The sequence below is a fragment of the Hymenobacter sp. genome (assembly GCF_036388155.1).
Classification (GTDB): Bacteria; Bacteroidota; Bacteroidia; order Cytophagales; family Hymenobacteraceae; genus Hymenobacter.
This window is the reverse complement of sequence record NZ_DASVSI010000177.1, coordinates 1-17019: the sequence shown is the minus strand read 5'-3', so window position 1 is coordinate 17019 and position 17019 is coordinate 1. Positions and strand designations below refer to the sequence as shown.

Genomic DNA, 17019 nt, shown 5'->3' with positions numbered 1-17019 from the left:
CAAAACACTTTTGTGCTCACGAGCTGGCGTGCAAGTTACTTAGTGAGCGGCCATCTGCGGCTCCCGCTGGCTGTTTTCGCCGTTGGGGCTGTTTTGGCCGTCGCCGTTGCCTTGCTGCACCTGCACGTCGGTGGCCTGCTGGCCCATGCGCTCCGACATCTGCCCAGCGCCCATGCTCTGCTGCTGGTTGCTCTGGCCGCCCTGCACCTGAATCTGGTGCCGCATGGTTTTCTCTTCGTTTTTGGGCACTGTCACCCGCAGAATGCCGTCCTCAAAGTTGGCCTGAATCTGGCGCGGCTCCACGGTGTCGGGGAGTTGGAAAGAGCGGTGGAACGAGCCGTACGAGCTTTCCACCATGTGGTAGCGGCGGTCATTCTGCTCGTTCCGGAAGTGCCGCTCGCCCGAAATCGTGAGCCGGCCCTGATGGAAGTCTACTTTAATGTCTTCCCGCTTCAGGCCGGGCAGAGCCACCTCCACTTGGTAGCCTTTTTCGGTTTCGTAAGCATCTACCTGGGGCGAAAAAGCGCTGACCCGGCCGCGGCCCGCCATCGAGTCCTGAAAGAACCGGTCAAGCAGTGACGAGAAACTCTGCGGCATCATGTCGCCGAAAGAGTCTTGATACTTTTGAATAGCCATGACGCTAAAGTGTTAAGGGTTGAACAAAAAGAACTATTGCCTTTCTGGCACGTCTTTTTACTTACCTATTTGGCCTCATGTTTCACAAAAAAAGTGCCTATACCGAACCGTATAGGCACTTTTTTGTGATTCAGTCAACGTCCTTACTATACACAAAGCCCGTCATGCTGAACGCAGCCGAAGCATCTCGCGTGTGGTAGTAATTCAATCGTTGAACGATGCGAGCGAGATGCTTCGGCTGCGCTCAGCATGACGGGCTATTATTTTATTCAGCGGCTTTCTGCGTAGTCTGCCCCAGAATCAGAAATACCATTTTAGCCTTCCATCACTTTATTCTGGCGGTTGATGGATTCCAGGTGCACCGCGGCCAGGTATTGCTCCACAAAATCGTTGGTCAGGCCCACGGCTGAGCCTTGGCGCAGGGCGCGCTCTAGCACCTCGTTCCAGCGGCTGGTTTGCAGAATGGTGATGTCGTTTTCCTTTTTGTACTGACCAATTTTCTCGGCCACGGCCATGCGGCGGCCCAGCAGCTGCATGATTTCCGCATCGAGGTGATTGATTTGCTCGCGGAAGCTGGCCAGCGCCGTGAGAAACTCGCGTTTGTCGGTGCTCTCGTGGCGCCACACTAGGTCCTCAATCAGGTCGCGCAGTACTTCCGGGGTGATTTGCTGCTTGGCGTCGCTCCAAGCGGCGTCAGGGTCTTGGTGCGACTCTATCATGTTGCCGTCGAAGCCCAGGTTGAGGGCCTGCTGGGCCACGGTGAACAGCGTGTCGCGGCGGCCGCAAATGTGGCTGGGGTCGCAGAGTAGCGGCATTTCGGGCATCCGGCGCTTCATTTCGATGGGCAAATGCCACATCGGGGCGTTGCGAAAGTCAGTGTTGCCGTAGCTCGAAAAGCCCCGGTGAATGAGGCCCACATGCGTGAGGCCGGCTTTCTGGAGGCGCTCCACGGCGCCCACCCACAGCTCCAGCTCAGGGTGAATGGGGTTTTTCACCAGTACGGGCATGTCCACGCCGCGCAGGGCATTGGCAATTTCCTGCACCGAAAACGGGTTGCCGGTGGTGCGGGCGCCCACCCACAAAATGTCAATGCCGAAGGCCAGGCAATCCTCTACGTGCTTGGCGGTGGCCACTTCCACGGCGGTGGGCAGGCCGGTTAGCTCGCTGGCTTTTTTCAGCCACGGCAGGCCCTTGGTGCCCACGCCCTCAAACATGCCGGGCTTGGTGCGCGGCTTCCAGATACCGGCGCGCAGGGCCTGCACCTTGCCGGTGGCGGCCAGGCGCTGGCAGGTGTCGAGCACCTGCTCTTCGGTTTCCGCCGAGCAAGGGCCCGAGATGAGGAAGGGTTTGTCGTCGGGCTGCCGGTTGAACAGCGCAGATTTCATGGTCGGTATCATGGGATTGGGGTTGATTTTTGAATCTGAAACAAACTCCCCTCCTTACCAAGGAGGGAATGCTGGCGCGAAGCGGCAGCTGGGGTGGTTGTAGGCGTTGAAAGTGGCTTGGATGATTCTAAAGCGAGTCGTTCAACGATTCAACCACCCCTGTCCGCGCTGAAGCGCGAACATCCCCTCCTCATCTGAGGAGGGGAGTTTTTGTTCTGTATCACGGCAGAATCTTGCGAATGTGGTTGGCTAGCTGAATTTGCTCGGTGAGGCCTTGGTAATCCTCTTGCGCCAGCAGCTCGCGCAGGCGCTGGAGTTGGTGCAAATGCTCGTCGAGCACATCGAGCACGTTGAGGCGATTTTGGCGAAAAATGGGCACCCATGTGGCAGGCGAGCTTTTAGCCAGGCGTACCGTCGACTCAAAACCGCCGCTGGCGAGGTCGAAAATGCGCTGCTCTTCCTTTTCCTTCTCGAGCACCGTGAGGGCGAGGGCAAACGAGGTGATGTGCGAAATGTGCGACACGTAAGCCGTGTGCAGGTCGTGGTCGGCACCGTCGAGGTAGAGCAGGCGCATCGGCAGCGCATGAAACAACTGCTCCACGGTGCGCACGGCGTCGGGGTCGCTGTTGACTACGTCGCAGATGACGACGGTTTTTCCTTCGAACAGGCCGTTGATGGCGGCTTCGGGGCCGGAGTGCTCGGTGCCGGCCATGGGGTGCACGGCCACAAAGCGTCCCCGGTTGGGGTGCTGGGCTACAGCCGCCAGCAGCGCCTGCTTGGTCGAGCCCACGTCGATGACGACCTGGTGGGCGGCTACGGCGTCGAGCACGGGCGGCAGCACGGTCACCATGGCATCCATGGGCACGGCCACCACGATAAAATCGGCCCGCCGCACGGCGCTGGCAAGGTCGGCTTCGATTTCGTCGACCAAACCCAATTCCAGCGCCCGCCGGGCATGCGCCTCGCTGGCTTCGACCCCAACGAGGTGCTGAGCCAAGCCGTGGTGCCGCAAGCTGAGCGCCAGCGAGCCACCGATGAGACCTAAGCCGATGATGGTAACGTTCATATTGGAAGGGTTAAGTTTTGAGTGCTGAATGTTTTCTATCCTACTTTCTGTCATCCTGAGCGCAGCGAAGGACCTTGTCACGTAGCACTGTCTCGTTCGGGCATGAGAAGGTCCTTCGCTGCGCTCAGGATGACAGAAGGCTATTATTCACCCGCTCCAGTGCCTCGCGCAGCACGCTTTCTGGCTGGCAGAGGCTGGCGCGCACATAGCCCAAGCCGTTGCTGCCGAAGATGCCACCGGGCGTGATGAAAACCTTGGCGTCAGCCAGCACGGCATCGCTGAGGGCGTACCCATCGGCATAGACCGCGGGCACGGCTGCCCAGATGAACAAGCCGACCTGGCCCGGCGCGGGCTCGCAGCCCACGGCTTGCAGCAGCTCAATAATTAATTCGCGGCGGGCGCGGTAGGTGGCATTTAACTCTGTGAACCAGTCGTCGCCCAGCGCCAGTGCGGCCACGGCGGCCTGTTGCACCCCCAGGAACATGCCCGAGTCCATGTTACTTTTGAAACGGAGCACGTCGGCCAGCAAATCGGCGCGGCCTACCAGCATGCCCACCCGCCAGCCAGCGAGGTTGTGCGATTTGCTGAGCGAGTTCAGCTCCAGGGCCACTTCGCGGGCGCCGGGCACGGCCAGCAGGCTGATGGGCGGCGTTTCGTTGAGGATGAAGCCGTAAGGATTATCGTGCACCAGCAGGATTTCATGCTCCCGCGCAAAGGCCACCAAGCGGGTTAGGAACGGCAGGTCGGCGGCCGTGCCGGTGGGCATGTGCGGGTAGTTGACCAGCATCAGCTTCACTCGCGACAGGTCGGTTTCGGCCAACGCGTCCAAATCGGGGAGCCAGCCGGTGGCGGCCGTGAGGTCGTATTCGCGCACCTCGGCCCCGCAGATTTCGGCCACGGCGCGGTAGGTGGGGTAGCCGGGATTGGGAATCAGCACGGCGTCGCCCCTTTCCAGAAACGTCATGGCCACGTGCATGAGGCCTTCTTTGGAGCCCAGCAGCGGCATTATTTCGCTGGCTGGGTCGAGGGCAACGGCGTAGTGGCGCTGATAAAAGTCGGCCATGGCGCCGCGCAGGGCCGGCGTGCCCTGGTAGCCCTGGTAGCCGTGGGCAGTGGGCAGCGCCGCGGTGGCCGTTAGAGCGGCCGTCACGCTGGGGTGCGGTGGCAAGTCGGGGCTGCCGATGCCCAGGTTGATGATGTTGGCGCCGTCCGCATTGAGGGCCGCCAACTCGCGCAGCTTGCGCGAGAAGTAGTATTCGCCGGTATGGGCCAGTCGGCTGGCAACGGAGACTTGCATGGGTGAATTTGTCATGGCGGAGCGGAGCAGACTCCCCTCCTTACCAAGGAGGGGATGTTTTCGCGCAGCGAAAACGGGGGTGGTTGTGGGCGTGAGAGTCGCGGGAAAAGCTCGTTCGGGTGTTGTTCAACGATTTAACCACCCCAGCCAGCGCTAAGCGCTGGCGTCCCCTCCTTGGTAAGGAGGGGAGTTTCGTTCCATTGGCCGCGGCGGTAGGCGCCCAACACGCGCAGCTCCTCCGTCACGGCGGCCAAATCGGTCAGGAGGCCATCCAGCTGGGCCAGGGTGTCAAACTCCACGTCGGCGTGGAAGCCGTAGTGCCAGGGCTGGCTGGGACGCGGGCACGATTGCAGCTTGCTCAGGTTGAGCCCGTGGGCTGCCACGCGGGTGAGCACCGCGGCCAGGCTGCCGGGCGCGTGGCTGGTGTAGAAATAGAGCGAGGCTTTGTCGGCTTGCGGGTTCGGCTGGGCGGTGTCGGCGCGCTCCAGCACTAGGAAGCGGGTGTAGTTGTGCGGGTCGTCGTGGATGGCGGGTGCCAGGATTTGCAGGCCGAACTGCTCGGCGGCTTGCGCGCCGGCCACCACGGCCACGCCGGGCGTGCGGTTTTCGGCCAGGAGTTGGGCGCTGTGGCCGGTGTCATCGGTTTCAACCAGTTTCCAGTGCGGGTAGCGGTCCAGGAATTCGCCGCACTGGCGCAGGGCCATGGGGTGCGAGTGCACGGCTTGCACGTCGGCCAGCGTGGTACCGGGCAGCGCCAACAGATGCTGATGAATGGGCAAATAGACTTCGCCCGTTACCTGCACGGCGTGGCGCTCCAGCAGCAGGTAGTTGGGCAGGATGCTGCCGGCCAGTGAGTTTTCCATGGCCATCAGGCCCGCGCCCGCGCTGCCGCTCACCACGTGCGCCACCACGGCCGCAAAAGTCGCACAGGGCAACAGCGCGGGCGCCACCCCGAAATACTGGCGGGCGGCTACTTCGTGAAAGCTTCCCTGGAAACCTTGGATGGACACGTGCGTGGGCATGGCGTTAGTTGGTTAGTTGTTAGTTGCTCGTTGTCAGTTGTCAGTGTCAGTTGTTTAGTTTTATTGGTTAGCTGTTGAACCCCTGACAACTGACAACCAGCAACTGACAACTAATACTCAGGCAATAAAAAAGGGCCTCCGGAGTGCGGGGCCCTTGTGTTGTTGGCGGAGAGTGTGGTGGTTAACTCTGGCAACAGCGGGCCGGCTTCTTCGAATAGAAGAAGTAATAGCCGTAGGTAAAAAACACTTGCTGCGTGGGTGCCATGAGGTAAATGGACATTAAAAAAGCGCCTTCCCGATGAACGAGCGGCGCTGGAGAAGTTTGTTGGGTTAGCTACAAACGGCGGCTCGTTCTACGCGGCAGCGTAGAAATAATAGTAGCCAAAAAAGTAGCGCGTCTGGAGCATGCTGGTGGTGAATGTGCTGGCAAGTTAGGCAGGAGTTTGGGAAATGCAAATTCATTGCCCACTATTTGCTACTCTTCCAATCCGTCATGCTGAGCGCAGCCGAAGCATCTCTACTGCGTCACTAATCTGATTTAGTATAGCGGTGGAGATGCTTCGGCTGCGCTCAGCATGACGGCCTACTAGTCCTTGCCGGTTCGTCCATAACCTTCGCCTCGAAAACCCGGTTTAGCCTGCTTGGTATTTCCCATTAGAATTCGTCTCATGCCCAAGCTATTTGAACCCCTCGCCCTCCGCGGCGTCACCTTGAAAAACCGCATTGTGGTATCGCCCATGTGCCAGTACAGCAGCGTGGACGGCTTCGCCAACGACTGGCACCTGGTGCACCTGGGCGGGCGCGCCGTGGGTGGCGCCGGCCTCATCATCAGCGAAGCGGCGGCCGTGTCGCCGGAAGGCCGCATCAGCCCCGACGACCTCGGCATCTGGAAAGACGAGCACCTGCCCATGCTTCAGCGCATCACCGCTTTTCTCACGGCCCAGGGCAGCGTGCCGGGCATCCAGCTGGCTCACGCCGGCCGCAAAGCCAGCACCTACAGCCCCTGGAAAGGCGAAGGCGCCGTGCCCGAAAGCGAAGGCGGCTGGTCGGTAGTCGGCCCCAGCGCCGTGGCCTTTGCCGATAATTACCCCCAACCCACGGCTTTGGACGCTGCCGGCATCCAGAAGGTCGTGGCCGATTTTCGGACCGCGGCGGCCCGCTCGCTGGCGGCGGGTTTTCAGGTGATTGAGCTGCACGCGGCGCATGGCTATTTGCTGCACCAGTTTCTGTCGCCGCTGAGCAACCACCGGACCGATGAATACGGCGGCACCTTCGAAAACCGCATTCGCCTGCTCCTCGAAGTGGTGGCGGCCACCCGCGAAGTGTGGCCGGAAGAGTTGCCCATCATCGTGCGCGTTTCGGCCACCGACTGGACCGATGGCGGCTGGAACGCCGACGAAGCCGTGCAGCTGGCCGCCATGCTCAAAACCCGCGGCGTCGACCTGATTGACTGCTCCACCGGCGGCAACGTGCCCAAGGCACCCATCCCCGTGGGCCCCGGCTACCAAGTACAATTTGCCGAGCGCATCAAGGCAGAGGCCGGCATCCTGACCGGGGCCGTGGGCCTCATCACCACGCCAGCCGAAGCAGAGGCCGTTTTGGCCAACGGCCAAGCCGACTTGGTGCTGCTGGCGCGGGAGTTTTTGCGCGAGCCCTACTTCCCACTGTACGCGGCGCATGAGCTGGGCGCCGAAATGAAGTGGCCGGTGCAATACGAGCGGGCCAAACCGCGCGTGCAAACCGCCGCCAGCCAGCGGTAGCGCAGTAGCGCGGACTTTTAGTCCGCGTCCGGGCCTTAGACGCGGACTAAAAGTCCGCGCTACTGCGTTAGGCCAAGCTTTTCACCCAGCGAGCCGTGACGAGCAACTGCCCCAAGTGGCGGGTGGTGTGCTCGGCGGCGTGGACCAGAATGCCGAGGTGGGTGGAGGGCACTTGCGCCCGTCCTACGCCGCGCACGTCGGTCAGGGTGCCGACGTCGGTGCTGCGAAGCTGGCTGAGGGCATGGTCTACCTCGTCGCTGAATTCCTTGACCAACCTTTCTACCAAGCCTTCCTCAATGGTGAGCGGGGGCACTTCGGCGTGAAAAGCTTCGAGTTGCGCCTCGGTTATCATTTCCTTGCGGGCGTAGGTCAGCAAGCGGTTGAGCACGCCGGTGAGGTGCTGGAGGTGGAAGCCCACCGAGGCTACCCCTTCGGGCCGCACGTTGAGCAGCACGGGCGGGAAATCGTGCAGGGCGGCGGTGAGTTCTTCGCGGGCTTGCAGCAGAGCGTGAGCCACGGGCTGGAGCAACGGCGGAACGGCGGGCAACGGGCCGCGCAGCCAGACTTCAATGGTTTCGGGAGGAGGCATAAGGGATGAAAACGGGAAACTATGAATGGGTCGTGAATGTACTATCTGCCTGAGGTTCATCTAAGGCGCCGTTGCGGGCCTTACTTTTGTGATTATGTCTGGTATTAACGATGCGCTGCGCGCCGCTGCCGACCAGTTCGGCACCCCCCTTTACGTCTACAATTCTGAGTCCATCACGGGCCAATACAAAAAGCTCACCAAAGCTTTTTCGGGGCATAAAACGCGCTTTTTCTACGCCTGCAAAGCCCTGAGCAACGTCTCGATTCTGCGTCACATTCTGAGCCTGGGCGCGGGGCTCGACTGCGTGAGCATCAACGAAGTGCGGCTCGGCTTGCACGTCGGCTTCGCGCCCGACGACATCCTGTTTACGCCCAACAGCGTGACGTTTGAGGAATTGGTAGAGGCCAAAGACCTGGGCGTTAACCTCAACATCGACAACATCTCGCTTCTGGAGCGTTTCGGCGCCACGTTTGGCGGCTCGTACCCGGTGTGCGTGCGCCTCAACCCGCACATTGAGGCGGGTGGCAACTACAAGATTCAAACTGGCCACATCGACAGCAAATTTGGCATCAGCATTCACCAGTTGCGCCACTTGGAGCGCGTGGTGAAAGGCACTGGCCTGCACGTGCGCGGCCTGCACATGCACACCGGCTCCGAAATCAAGGACGTGGGCGTGTTCATGCGCGCGCTGGAAATTCTGTTCGATGCCGCCGGCCGCTTCCCCGAGCTGGATTTCCTGGACCTCGGCTCGGGCTTCAAAGTGCCCTACAAGCCCGGCGACCCCGAAACGGACGTCAACGCTCTCGGCAAGCAAGTGGCCGACGCCTTCAAGGGCTTCGAGAAAGAGTACGGCCGCGAGCTGGAATGCTGGTTCGAGCCGGGCAAGTACCTGGTGAGCGAAAGCGGCTACCTGCTGGTGAACGTGGCCGTGGTGAAGCAAACCACCGCCACCGTGTTTGCGGGCGTGAACTCGGGCTTCAACCACCTGATTCGGCCCATGTTCTACGACAGCTACCACCACATCAGCAACCTGACCAACCCCAAGGGCACGGAGCGGCTGTACACCGTGGTGGGCAACATCTGCGAGACCGACACCTTCGCCTGGGACCGGCTGCTGCCCGAAATCCGCGAAAACGACCTGCTGGCCTTCCACAATGCCGGCGCCTACGGTTTCGAAATGAGCAGCAGCTTCAACTCGCGCACCCGCCCCGCCGAGGTGCTGCTCGAAGACGGGCAGCTGCGCCTCATCCGCCGCCGTCAGACCTTCGAGGACCTGCTGGCCGGACAGGTAGATACTGTAGAAGCAGAGAAAGTGAGCTAGGCGCAAGCCGGCTTACTTGGCGCGCCGCAGCAGGTAGCCCGCGTCGCCGCTGTCGCCGGGCAGGGTGTTCACACTAATGCACTCCCAGCCTTGGCTGCTCATGTAGTTGAGGGCAGATACCACCGAAGCCAGCTTGCGAAGGGCTGCGTTCGCTTGCAGTAGTTCGGGATTTTGAGGCGCATCTTTTACATCCTGCCCAAACTCCAGATATATGTTCCTGCTAGCATAATACGTCCCTCTTAGCACCAAAATGCAGTGCTCATACTGCGGAGCTTTAGCCGCACTGACGGTGGGAATTGTTTGGGAGAAGGCTGCGGGCGCAGTCAGGGCTAAGCCTGTGACGAAAAGCAACGTTTTGAGCATACCAGAGTAGGTTCAGGTGTGGCTCAAAGCTACACCGGATGGACTAGGCAGCCCCTGGCCCGGTGGCTTGGCTAACGCTGGTTCCCCAGCCAGGCCAAGGCCGTTTCTTCGGTTTCGAAGGTGCGGTAGGTGTGGGGCAGGTTGCGGCTGGCCATCATGAACTGGTTCATGGCCAGGCGGGCAAATACGTCGTGCGCCACCAGCACGGCGCCGTAGCGGTAGCGGCTTTCGTTCACGGCGCGGGGCAACCACTCGTTGGTCATCCAGTCCTGTTCCACGGGGCTGTAGGGCGCCATGTGGCGTTGGTCGACCAGCACTTTGTCCCAGCCGCGGCGCACCAGGGCCTGCGCGGTGTGGGTGAGCAGGGCCCGAAACTGAATGAGCTCGCGCGGGCCCGACCGGTATTCCAGCCGCAGGTAGTCGCCGGGTTCCTCCCAAATCCGGCCAATGCTGTTTTCAAAATAAAGGGAGCGAACGAGCTGCGGCATCAAGAAATATACGACCTAAAATAAACGTCAACGCGCCGAATGGCGCAGGTTTGCAGCCCACAACCGCTACGTTGCGTCTGAGGTTAATTTCCGGGCAATCTTTTTTCGACGCTAGCCTTTCCAGGTGCCAAATGCGCCGCCCCGGTAGTCGGCATAAGCCTGCTGGATTTCAGCTTCGGAGTTCATCACAAACGGCCCATACGACACCACCGGCTCGTTGAACGGCAGGGCGTGGCCCAGCAGAATAAGGGCCTCGGTTGCGGCCTCAATGACCAGCTCGTCGCCGTCGTGGTTGAACTCCACGAGTTGCAGGGCCTGGGTTTCGGTGCCGTTTACGCGTAGGCCGCCGCGCACGGTGTAGAAGAAAATGCTGCGCTCGGCCGCAATGGGCAGCGTGGTGCGGCTGCCCGAGGGCAGTTCCAGCCACGCCAGCTGCACATCGGCCAGCGGCTGCACGGCGCCCGGGGCGCCGGCCCACTCACCCGACACGGCGTGAATGCATACTCCCCCGTCCAGGGTCACGGTCGGGATTTCGTCTTTTTGCAGGCCGATGTAGCGCGGGGCCGTCATCTTGTCCTTGGCTGGCAGGTTCACCCACAGCTGCAGAATTTCGAGCGGCCCGCCCGTTTTCTTGAAATTACCGGACGATACTTCGGCGTGAATCAGGCCGCTGCCGGCCGTCATCCACTGAATGCCCCCGGCTTCAATCACGCTTTCGTGGCCGCTGCTGTCCTTGTGCAGAATGTCGCCTTCGAGGATAAACGTGACCGTTTCGAAGCCGCGGTGCGGGTGCGGGCCGAAGGGCAGCCCGTTGTTGTTGGGCCGGTACACCTGCGGCCCGTGGTGGTTCAGAAACAGAAACGGGTCGACGTATTCAACCGATTCTGTGGGCAGGGCCCGGTAGGTAACCAGGTCGGCAATGGGCGCACTCACGGCGCGGTGCTGCTGCTTAATGGTGCGCATTCGAGGGAGTATGTTTCTTACTTGAAACGGGAATAGTATGCAAAAGAACGTGTCATGCTGAGCGCAGCCGAAGCATCTCTACCGCGAAGAGTAAATAATTACTGCCGCGGTAGAGATGCTTTGGCTGCGCTCAGCATGACACGTTCTGGTGCAAGACATTCGCTGGCGTGACGGCTCAGTAAAGCGCCGCACTGGGGTGAATGTTTAGGCCTGTTCGTCAGTGGGCGGGGTGCCGCGGAAGGCGTCTATTTTGTTCACGGCCTGCAACTTCACTGGCTTGTTATCTTTTGCAGCCTGGTAGATGGCTTCCATGATGCGGTGGTCCTGCAGGCCCTCTTCGCCGGGCGTGTAGGGCGTTTTGTTGTTGCGCACGCACTCGGCCATGTGGTCCATTTCCAGGGCAAACTGGTCGGCCTGCGGGTCGGTGGGCGTTTCCTTGGTTTGCTTGCCTTTGGGGGCGTGCACGCGCTCCTGGTGCAGGCCCTGGTAGCTGAAGGCCGGGTCCATCTTGATGCTGCCCGTTTCGCCGTGCACGGTGTAGGCCTTGCTGTTGAAGGTGCCGTAGCCGGTCATGCACTGCGCCAGCACGCCACTGGGGAAGCGCATGGTAAACGTCACGTTCTCTTCCACTTCCTTAAAGCGGGCGTCGCCGGGCGTGTTATAAATCTGGGCCGACACCTCGGTGGGCTCCTCGCCCAGCAGGAAGCGCGTGGTGTTGAGGCAGTACAGGCCGATGTCGGGCAGGGCGCCGCCGCCAGCCAGGGCTTTTTTGTGGCGCCATTGGTTGTCGTGGGCCTGGTTCTGGCAGTTCACCATTTCGATGAGCTTGGTGGCGCCGTAGGTTTTGTCGCGCACCATTTTCATGGCCATGCGGTTCAGTGGCTCGTACTGAATGCGGTAGGCAATCATGAGCTTCTTGCCGGCTTTTTTGCAGGCCGCAATCATCTCCTCGCACTCTTTAGACGAGTTGGCCATGGGCTTTTCGCAGAGGATGTGCTTGCCGGCCTTGGCCCCGCGCAGCGTGAATTCGTGGTGCATGGAGTTGGGCAGCACGATGTAGATAACGTCCACCTCGGGGTTGTCCTTGATGTTGTCGTAGTTCTGGTAGGAGTAGCAGCTGCTGGGCTTGATGCCGTACTGCTGCGCCACTTTGCGCATTTTCTCGGGGTCGCCGCTCACCAGGGCCGTCAGTTTGGCGTGCTTGCACTGGCCGAAGGCGGGCAGCAATTCATTGAGCGTGAGGTGGCCCAGGCCAACCAGCGCAAAGCCTACGCGGCGTTCGGGGGCGTCGGGGTTGAAGGGCTCGGAGCCTTTGGGGTCGGTGGGGGCCTCCAGCGGGGGCAGCTTGATGTCGAGGGGCCCGCTGGGGGGCGGCGCGGCGGCCTCGCCAGCGGCTTCGGCCGCGGCCAGGGGCAGGGCACCGGCTACGCCCACGGCCAGCAGCCCCCGTCCGGCGTGGTTGATGAACTGGCGGCGCGACTCGTCGTATCCGGGCCCGGGGCCCGTGGAAGAGTCGAAAGGACTTGTGGCAGAAGTGTTTTCTTGGAACATGGGGAAAGGGGAAAGGTGGTAATGACCTTACGCGCCTTTCCCCGTCGAGTGTTGCCTTTTGAGAGCTGAAAACTGCCTCCAAACCCTTTGAACTCAACTATGGCGGGCATGAGAGTAGCGCGGCCGTGCCCAGCAGGGACTCTTCTAATCTAAAGATGACACGCTATTTAACCAGACTTCATCTCCAATGGATTAAAGTCAGGTACTTTTGTATCCCTTGATTATTCCCGTTCCCATATTCGGCTGCATGAAACTCTTTACTAAGGCATTACTCTTCACCGCAGCTTGCTCACTGGCCCACGGGGCAGCCCAGGCGCAAATGGTTACCTCCATCGGTGCCATTCAGGGCAGCGGGGTGCTGGCCGCGTCGGGCACCTACACCATCGAGGCCGTGGTGACGGGCGTGTACCCCAACCTGAGCCCGGCCGGTTTCTACGTGCAAAACGACGCGGCCGCGGCCGACGGTGACCCCGCCACTTCCGACGCCCTGTTCGTGGTGCAAACCTCCCCCACGGTGGCCGTCGGCAACCGGGTGCGCATCACCGGCGCCGTGCAGGAAATTGCCGGCACGCCGTCCTTCAACCAGGCCGTGCTCACCGGCCCCGCCATCACGGTGCTGGCGGCCAGCACCGCGCTGCCCGCTTTCACCGTACTGAACAACGCCACGTTCACCAACGCCACGGCCGAGCCGTTTGAGGGCATGCGCGTGCAGTTTTCGGGTCCAGTCACCGTGTCGGATGTGTCGACGCTGAAGTCGCGCGGCGAGCTGGAAATTTCCACCCAGGGCTTGGTGTACCAGCCCACGCAGTTTGTGGACCCCAACGACAGCCCCGCCAGCGGTACCAGCAGCACCGGCACTAGCAACGTGGCCGCCGTGACCGCCTACCAGGCCGCTAACGTCAACAAGTCTTTCCTGCTCGACGACGGCCGCGCCGCCACCAACCCCACGCCCATCCCCTACCTCGACCCCACCACCGGCACCGCGCGCGTGGGCAGCACCGTGGCCAACCTGCGCGGCATTCTGGGCTACGCCTTTAGCCGGTGGCGCGTGCAGCCCCTGCCCGGCGCCGACGCGCCCGCCGTGACGACCGTGCGCCCCGCCGTGCCCACCTTCGGGCCCATTCAGGTGAAAGTGGCCAGCTTCAACGTGCTCAACTACTTCAACGGCGACGGCGCGGGCGGCGGTTTTCCCACGGCCCGCGGCGCCAATACGCTGGTGGACTTCAACCGCCAGCGCAGCAAAATCCTCGCGGCCCTGGTTCAAATGAACGCCGACGTGGTGGGCCTGATTGAGATTGAGAACGACGGTACCGGCGCCAATTCGGCCCTCCAGGACATGGTGAATGGGCTAAACCAGGCCCTGGGCGCGGGCACCTATGCATTTGTGAACGACGGGGCCATGCGCCAGCCCAACAACACCGACCTGATTCGCTGCGCCATACTCTACAAGCCAGCCGTGGTGACGCCCTACGGCAACGTGCTGCTCTCGGCCACGACCGGCGTGTTTGAGCGGCCGCCGGTGGCCCAGCTGTTTACCACCCTGGCGGCCGTGCAAGACACTTTTGCGGTCGTCGTCAACCACCTGAAATCGAAAGCCAGCGGCACCGGCGCCAACGCCGACCAGGGCGACGGCCAAAGCGCCTCGAACCCCCGTCGCAAGACCCAGGCCACCGAACTGGTGCAGTTCATCAACACCACGGTGCGGCCAGCGGGCACGCGCTACGTGCTGAGCGTGGGCGACTACAACGCCAACTACGAGGAAGACCCCATGGACATTCTGCGCGCCGCCGGCCTGCTGGTGGCGGGCTCCGCCGGCAGCACCTCTTACGTCTTCGACGGCCAGAGCGGCTCGCTCGACCACGTGGTGCTCACGCCCAACCTGGCCAGCCGCGCCGCCGTGGAAAAATGGCACATCAACGCCGCCGAGCCAGCATTTCTGCAGTACGACGTGGCCGGCGCTGCCACCGACATCACCAGCCCCTTCCGTTCTTCCGACCACGACCCCATCCTCATCGGCTTGAATTTCCGAGGCGTGGCCACGGCCACCGCCAAAGCCGGCGCGGGGGCTCAGCTGGAGGTATTCCCCAACCCCGCTACCGGCGCTTTCAACCTGCGCATCACGGGCGCACCCGCCGCGCAGCCCCTCACCCTGGAAGTGTTTTCGCTGCTAGGCCAGCGGGTGCTGTCGCTAAGTAGCCCTGCGGAAACGCTGGCGACCGAGGTTGACCGCCGCACCGCTGCACTGGCAGCCGGCACCTACGTGCTGCACCTGCACGGCGCGGGCCTGAACCAGGTGCAGCGAGTGGTGAAGCTGTAGGTTTGCGCGCAACCTCACTTCCAGCGCCTCTCCAAAAAGCGAAGCCTGACGAGACGTAGCGCGGACTTTTAGTCCGCGAGTCACCCACTCCTATTCAGTAAACACGCGGACTAAAAGTCCACGCTACGGCCGCGCCGCCGTGGCTCTCCGCGGGACAAAACCAGTCAGATTTCGCTGCCGCTGCCGAAATTCGCCCCATGAAACCACGCCGCAAGCCCACGGCTGCCCGCAAACCTGACTATTTTCCCGAAGACAACGTGGCCGAGCGCTGGGATGCCCGGCACTTAGTGGGCCACACCGAGTTTGACGCGTTTCGCTTCGTGAACTGCGACTTCACCGGGGCCGATTTTAGCCACCTGCGCTTCACGGACTGCCTGTTTGAGCGGTGCAACCTGTCGGCGGTGAAGCTGGCGGGCACGGCCTTGCAGAACGTGGCGTTTGCCGAGTGCAAGCTGCTGGGGCTGCAGTTCACGGCCTGCCGCGACATGCTCTTTGGCGTGCATTTCGACCAGTGCCCGATGCGCTACGTGTCGTTTGCGGGGCGCACCATGCCGGGCACGCGCTTCGTGGGCTGCCAGCTCGACGAGGCCGACTTTGCCGACGCCGACCTGTCGGGCGCCGCCTTTGAGAGCTGCTCTTTAGCAGGCGCGGTGTTCCAAAACACCAAGCTGGTAGGCGCCGACTTCACCACCGCCACCGGCTTCACCATCGACCCGGTGAGCAATGCTTTGCTCAACGCGCGTTTCACGCTGCACGGCTTGCTGGGCGTGGTGGCCAAGTTTGGGCTGGTGGTGGAATAAGGCCGCCACGGGCGGGCGGGGCGCCGCTTATTCCAGCTATAAGCACCGCCGTAGCACCCCCAGTAAAAAAAATCGTTTGCGGCGTTTCCGAATGCTTTCCGCCGAGTAGATTGCGGCTGAATTCCCATCTACTACCGGAAGAGGCGGCTTTTGTCCAGGTCGCCGTCCCGCTTCCGGTTCATTGTCAGCACACAGTGCCGAGGCGTCCGCAAGGCCGCCCTTTCTTAGGCACTGAATAGGTCCCGCAGTTGTCGGTTGCAAGCCGAACTCGGGTATTTTTTCACCTTGCTCCGACCACCAGATGGCCAATCGCCGCGCTTCCATTACTGACCTAGCCAAGACGCTGGGGCTTTCGCCGTCCACTATTTCGCGCGCCCTCAGCGACCACGACGACGTGAGCGAGGCCACCAAGGCCCGCGTGCGCCAGCTCGCCGAAGAACTTCATTACCAACCCAACCAGCTGGCCGCCGCCCTGCGCCGCGGCCGCAGCAACACGCTGGGCGTGCTGGTGCCGCACATCACGGGGCACTTTTTCCCGCAGGTGGTGCACGGCATCGCCACCGAAGCCGCCAAGCTGGGCTTCAACGTGATGATTTGCCAGTCGAACGAAGACGTGCGCCAGGAGCAGAAGAACATCGACCTGCTGATGAACTCCCAGGTGGAAGGCATCTTGGTGTCGCTGGCCAACACCACCCAGAGCTTCGGCCACTTCGAAGCCGTGCGCCAGCAGAACATTCCGCTGGTGTTTTTCGACCGCGTGGTGGAAGATTTCAGCGGCAGCAACGTGAGCGCCGTGATGATTGACGACTACCAGGGCGCCTATCAGGTGGTGACGCACCTCATCGAGCAGGGCTGCACCCGCATTGCGCACTTCACCGGCCCGCTGCACCTCAACATTCACAAAAACCGCCACCAGGGCTACCGCGACGCCCTAAAAGCCCACGGCCTGCCCCTGGACGAGGAGCTGATTGTGTTCTGCGAGATGAGCCAGAAGGGCGGCACCCAGGCCATGCGCCAGCTGCTGAAGCTGCCCAAGCGCCCGGACGGCGTGTTCTCGAGCAACGACCTGGCCGCCATCGGGGCCATTCAGGCGGCCAAGGGCCAGCGGCTGCGCGTGCCGCGCGACCTGGCCATTGTCGGCTTCAGCAACGAAATGTTCACCATGCTCACCGAGCCCATGCTGAGCAGCGTGGACCAGCGTTGCGAGCAGATGGGCAAAACGGCGGTGCAACTGCTGCAAAAGATGCTGAAAAACAACCCCAACCGCGTGGGCCCGCCCAAGCCCATTGTGCTCAAGCCCAAGCTGCTGGTGCGGGAGTCGTCGTCGCGGCGGTAGCGAGACGCAAGGACAGCTCCCCTCCTTACCAAGGAGGGGATGTTCGAGCCGCAGGCTCGGACGGGGGTGGTGGCACCGCAGGGTGGGCGTTGAACGACGGCACCAACACTCGCACAGCTAACCCA

At 61.9% G+C, this 17019-nt stretch carries 14 protein-coding genes; 5 read left to right on the top strand and 9 right to left on the bottom strand.

The window, feature by feature from the left end; all coding sequences use genetic code 11:
* Nucleotides 1-39: 39 nt before the first annotated feature.
* The 5 genes from VF629_RS24985 to VF629_RS24965 form a co-directional block, all read right to left on the bottom strand.
* Complete coding sequence (locus VF629_RS24985) at nucleotides 40-636, bottom strand: Hsp20/alpha crystallin family protein (RefSeq protein WP_331061244.1); 597 nt, start codon at nucleotides 634-636, stop codon at nucleotides 40-42.
* A 314-nt stretch (nucleotides 637-950) separates the two neighbouring features.
* On the bottom strand, nucleotides 951-2033 hold the full coding sequence (locus VF629_RS24980; RefSeq protein WP_331061243.1) for a chorismate mutase: 1083 nt from the start codon (nucleotides 2031-2033) through the stop codon (nucleotides 951-953).
* A 208-nt stretch (nucleotides 2034-2241) separates the two neighbouring features.
* Entirely contained in the window at nucleotides 2242-3087 is an 846-nt protein-coding gene (locus tag VF629_RS24975; RefSeq protein ID WP_331061242.1) for a prephenate dehydrogenase, read from the bottom strand.
* 124 nt (nucleotides 3088-3211) lie between these two features.
* Complete coding sequence (locus VF629_RS24970; RefSeq protein ID WP_331061241.1) at nucleotides 3212-4384, bottom strand: pyridoxal phosphate-dependent aminotransferase; 1173 nt, start codon at nucleotides 4382-4384, stop codon at nucleotides 3212-3214.
* Between the two features lie 134 nt (nucleotides 4385-4518).
* A complete protein-coding gene (locus VF629_RS24965; protein WP_331061240.1) occupies nucleotides 4519-5406 on the bottom strand; it encodes a prephenate dehydratase in 888 nt (295 codons plus the stop codon).
* Nucleotides 5407-6074: 668 nt separating this feature from the next.
* Between VF629_RS24965 and VF629_RS24960 the strand changes: the two genes are divergently transcribed.
* A complete protein-coding gene (locus VF629_RS24960; protein WP_331061239.1) occupies nucleotides 6075-7166 on the top strand; it encodes an NADH:flavin oxidoreductase/NADH oxidase in 1092 nt (363 codons plus the stop codon).
* Between the two features lie 67 nt (nucleotides 7167-7233).
* Here VF629_RS24960 and VF629_RS24955 read toward each other — a convergent pair whose 3' ends face one another.
* A complete protein-coding gene (locus tag VF629_RS24955) occupies nucleotides 7234-7755 on the bottom strand; it encodes a DinB family protein (RefSeq protein ID WP_331061238.1) in 522 nt (173 codons plus the stop codon).
* A 94-nt stretch (nucleotides 7756-7849) separates the two neighbouring features.
* On the opposite strand from VF629_RS24955, the gene lysA reads away from it, so the two are divergent.
* Nucleotides 7850-9076: a diaminopimelate decarboxylase gene (lysA, locus tag VF629_RS24950; RefSeq protein ID WP_331061237.1), complete on the top strand. Its 1227-nt coding sequence runs from the start codon at nucleotides 7850-7852 to the stop codon at nucleotides 9074-9076.
* Between the two features lie 434 nt (nucleotides 9077-9510).
* Here lysA and VF629_RS24945 read toward each other — a convergent pair whose 3' ends face one another.
* The 3 genes from VF629_RS24945 to VF629_RS24935 form a co-directional block, all read right to left on the bottom strand.
* Nucleotides 9511-9927, bottom strand: coding sequence for a hypothetical protein (locus VF629_RS24945; protein WP_331061236.1), 417 nt, complete (start codon nucleotides 9925-9927; stop codon nucleotides 9511-9513).
* Nucleotides 9928-10038: 111 nt separating this feature from the next.
* A complete protein-coding gene (locus VF629_RS24940) occupies nucleotides 10039-10890 on the bottom strand; it encodes a pirin family protein (RefSeq protein ID WP_331061235.1) in 852 nt (283 codons plus the stop codon).
* A gap of 204 nt (nucleotides 10891-11094) precedes the next feature.
* The gene (locus VF629_RS24935; RefSeq protein WP_331061234.1) at nucleotides 11095-12441 is read right to left on the bottom strand and encodes a Gfo/Idh/MocA family oxidoreductase; all 1347 of its coding nucleotides are present in this window, start codon (nucleotides 12439-12441) and stop codon (nucleotides 11095-11097) included.
* 247 nt (nucleotides 12442-12688) lie between these two features.
* Between VF629_RS24935 and VF629_RS24930 the strand changes: the two genes are divergently transcribed.
* The 3 genes from VF629_RS24930 to VF629_RS24920 all read left to right on the top strand — a co-directional run bounded on the left by VF629_RS24930 (nucleotide 12689) and on the right by VF629_RS24920 (nucleotide 16894).
* Complete coding sequence (locus tag VF629_RS24930) at nucleotides 12689-14758, top strand: ExeM/NucH family extracellular endonuclease (protein ID WP_331061233.1); 2070 nt, start codon at nucleotides 12689-12691, stop codon at nucleotides 14756-14758.
* 197 nt (nucleotides 14759-14955) lie between these two features.
* Complete coding sequence (locus tag VF629_RS24925) at nucleotides 14956-15558, top strand: pentapeptide repeat-containing protein (protein WP_331061232.1); 603 nt, start codon at nucleotides 14956-14958, stop codon at nucleotides 15556-15558.
* Between the two features lie 301 nt (nucleotides 15559-15859).
* Complete coding sequence (locus VF629_RS24920; RefSeq protein WP_331061231.1) at nucleotides 15860-16894, top strand: LacI family DNA-binding transcriptional regulator; 1035 nt, start codon at nucleotides 15860-15862, stop codon at nucleotides 16892-16894.
* Nucleotides 16895-17019 lie beyond the last annotated feature (125 nt).

What these genes read in the sequence shown, in the direction of transcription:
- VF629_RS24985 (WP_331061244.1), bottom strand. Translation starts at nt 636, where the DNA reads ATGGCTATTCAAAAGTATCAAGACTCTTTCGGCGACATGATGCCGCAG.
- VF629_RS24955 (WP_331061238.1), bottom strand. Translation starts at nt 7,755, where the DNA reads ATGCCTCCTCCCGAAACCATTGAAGTCTGGCTGCGCGGCCCGTTGCCC.
- VF629_RS24935 (WP_331061234.1), bottom strand. Translation starts at nt 12,441, where the DNA reads ATGTTCCAAGAAAACACTTCTGCCACAAGTCCTTTCGACTCTTCCACG.
- VF629_RS24925 (WP_331061232.1), top strand. Translation starts at nt 14,956, where the DNA reads ATGAAACCACGCCGCAAGCCCACGGCTGCCCGCAAACCTGACTATTTT.
- VF629_RS24930 (WP_331061233.1), top strand. Translation starts at nt 12,689, where the DNA reads ATGAAACTCTTTACTAAGGCATTACTCTTCACCGCAGCTTGCTCACTG.
- VF629_RS24920 (WP_331061231.1), top strand. Translation starts at nt 15,860, where the DNA reads ATGGCCAATCGCCGCGCTTCCATTACTGACCTAGCCAAGACGCTGGGG.
- VF629_RS24975 (WP_331061242.1), bottom strand. Translation starts at nt 3,087, where the DNA reads ATGAACGTTACCATCATCGGCTTAGGTCTCATCGGTGGCTCGCTGGCG.
- VF629_RS24960 (WP_331061239.1), top strand. Translation starts at nt 6,075, where the DNA reads ATGCCCAAGCTATTTGAACCCCTCGCCCTCCGCGGCGTCACCTTGAAA.
- lysA (WP_331061237.1), top strand. Translation starts at nt 7,850, where the DNA reads ATGTCTGGTATTAACGATGCGCTGCGCGCCGCTGCCGACCAGTTCGGC.
- VF629_RS24940 (WP_331061235.1), bottom strand. Translation starts at nt 10,890, where the DNA reads ATGCGCACCATTAAGCAGCAGCACCGCGCCGTGAGTGCGCCCATTGCC.
- VF629_RS24980 (WP_331061243.1), bottom strand. Translation starts at nt 2,033, where the DNA reads ATGATACCGACCATGAAATCTGCGCTGTTCAACCGGCAGCCCGACGAC.
- VF629_RS24945 (WP_331061236.1), bottom strand. Translation starts at nt 9,927, where the DNA reads ATGCCGCAGCTCGTTCGCTCCCTTTATTTTGAAAACAGCATTGGCCGG.
- VF629_RS24965 (WP_331061240.1), bottom strand. Translation starts at nt 5,406, where the DNA reads ATGCCCACGCACGTGTCCATCCAAGGTTTCCAGGGAAGCTTTCACGAA.
- VF629_RS24970 (WP_331061241.1), bottom strand. Translation starts at nt 4,384, where the DNA reads ATGCAAGTCTCCGTTGCCAGCCGACTGGCCCATACCGGCGAATACTAC.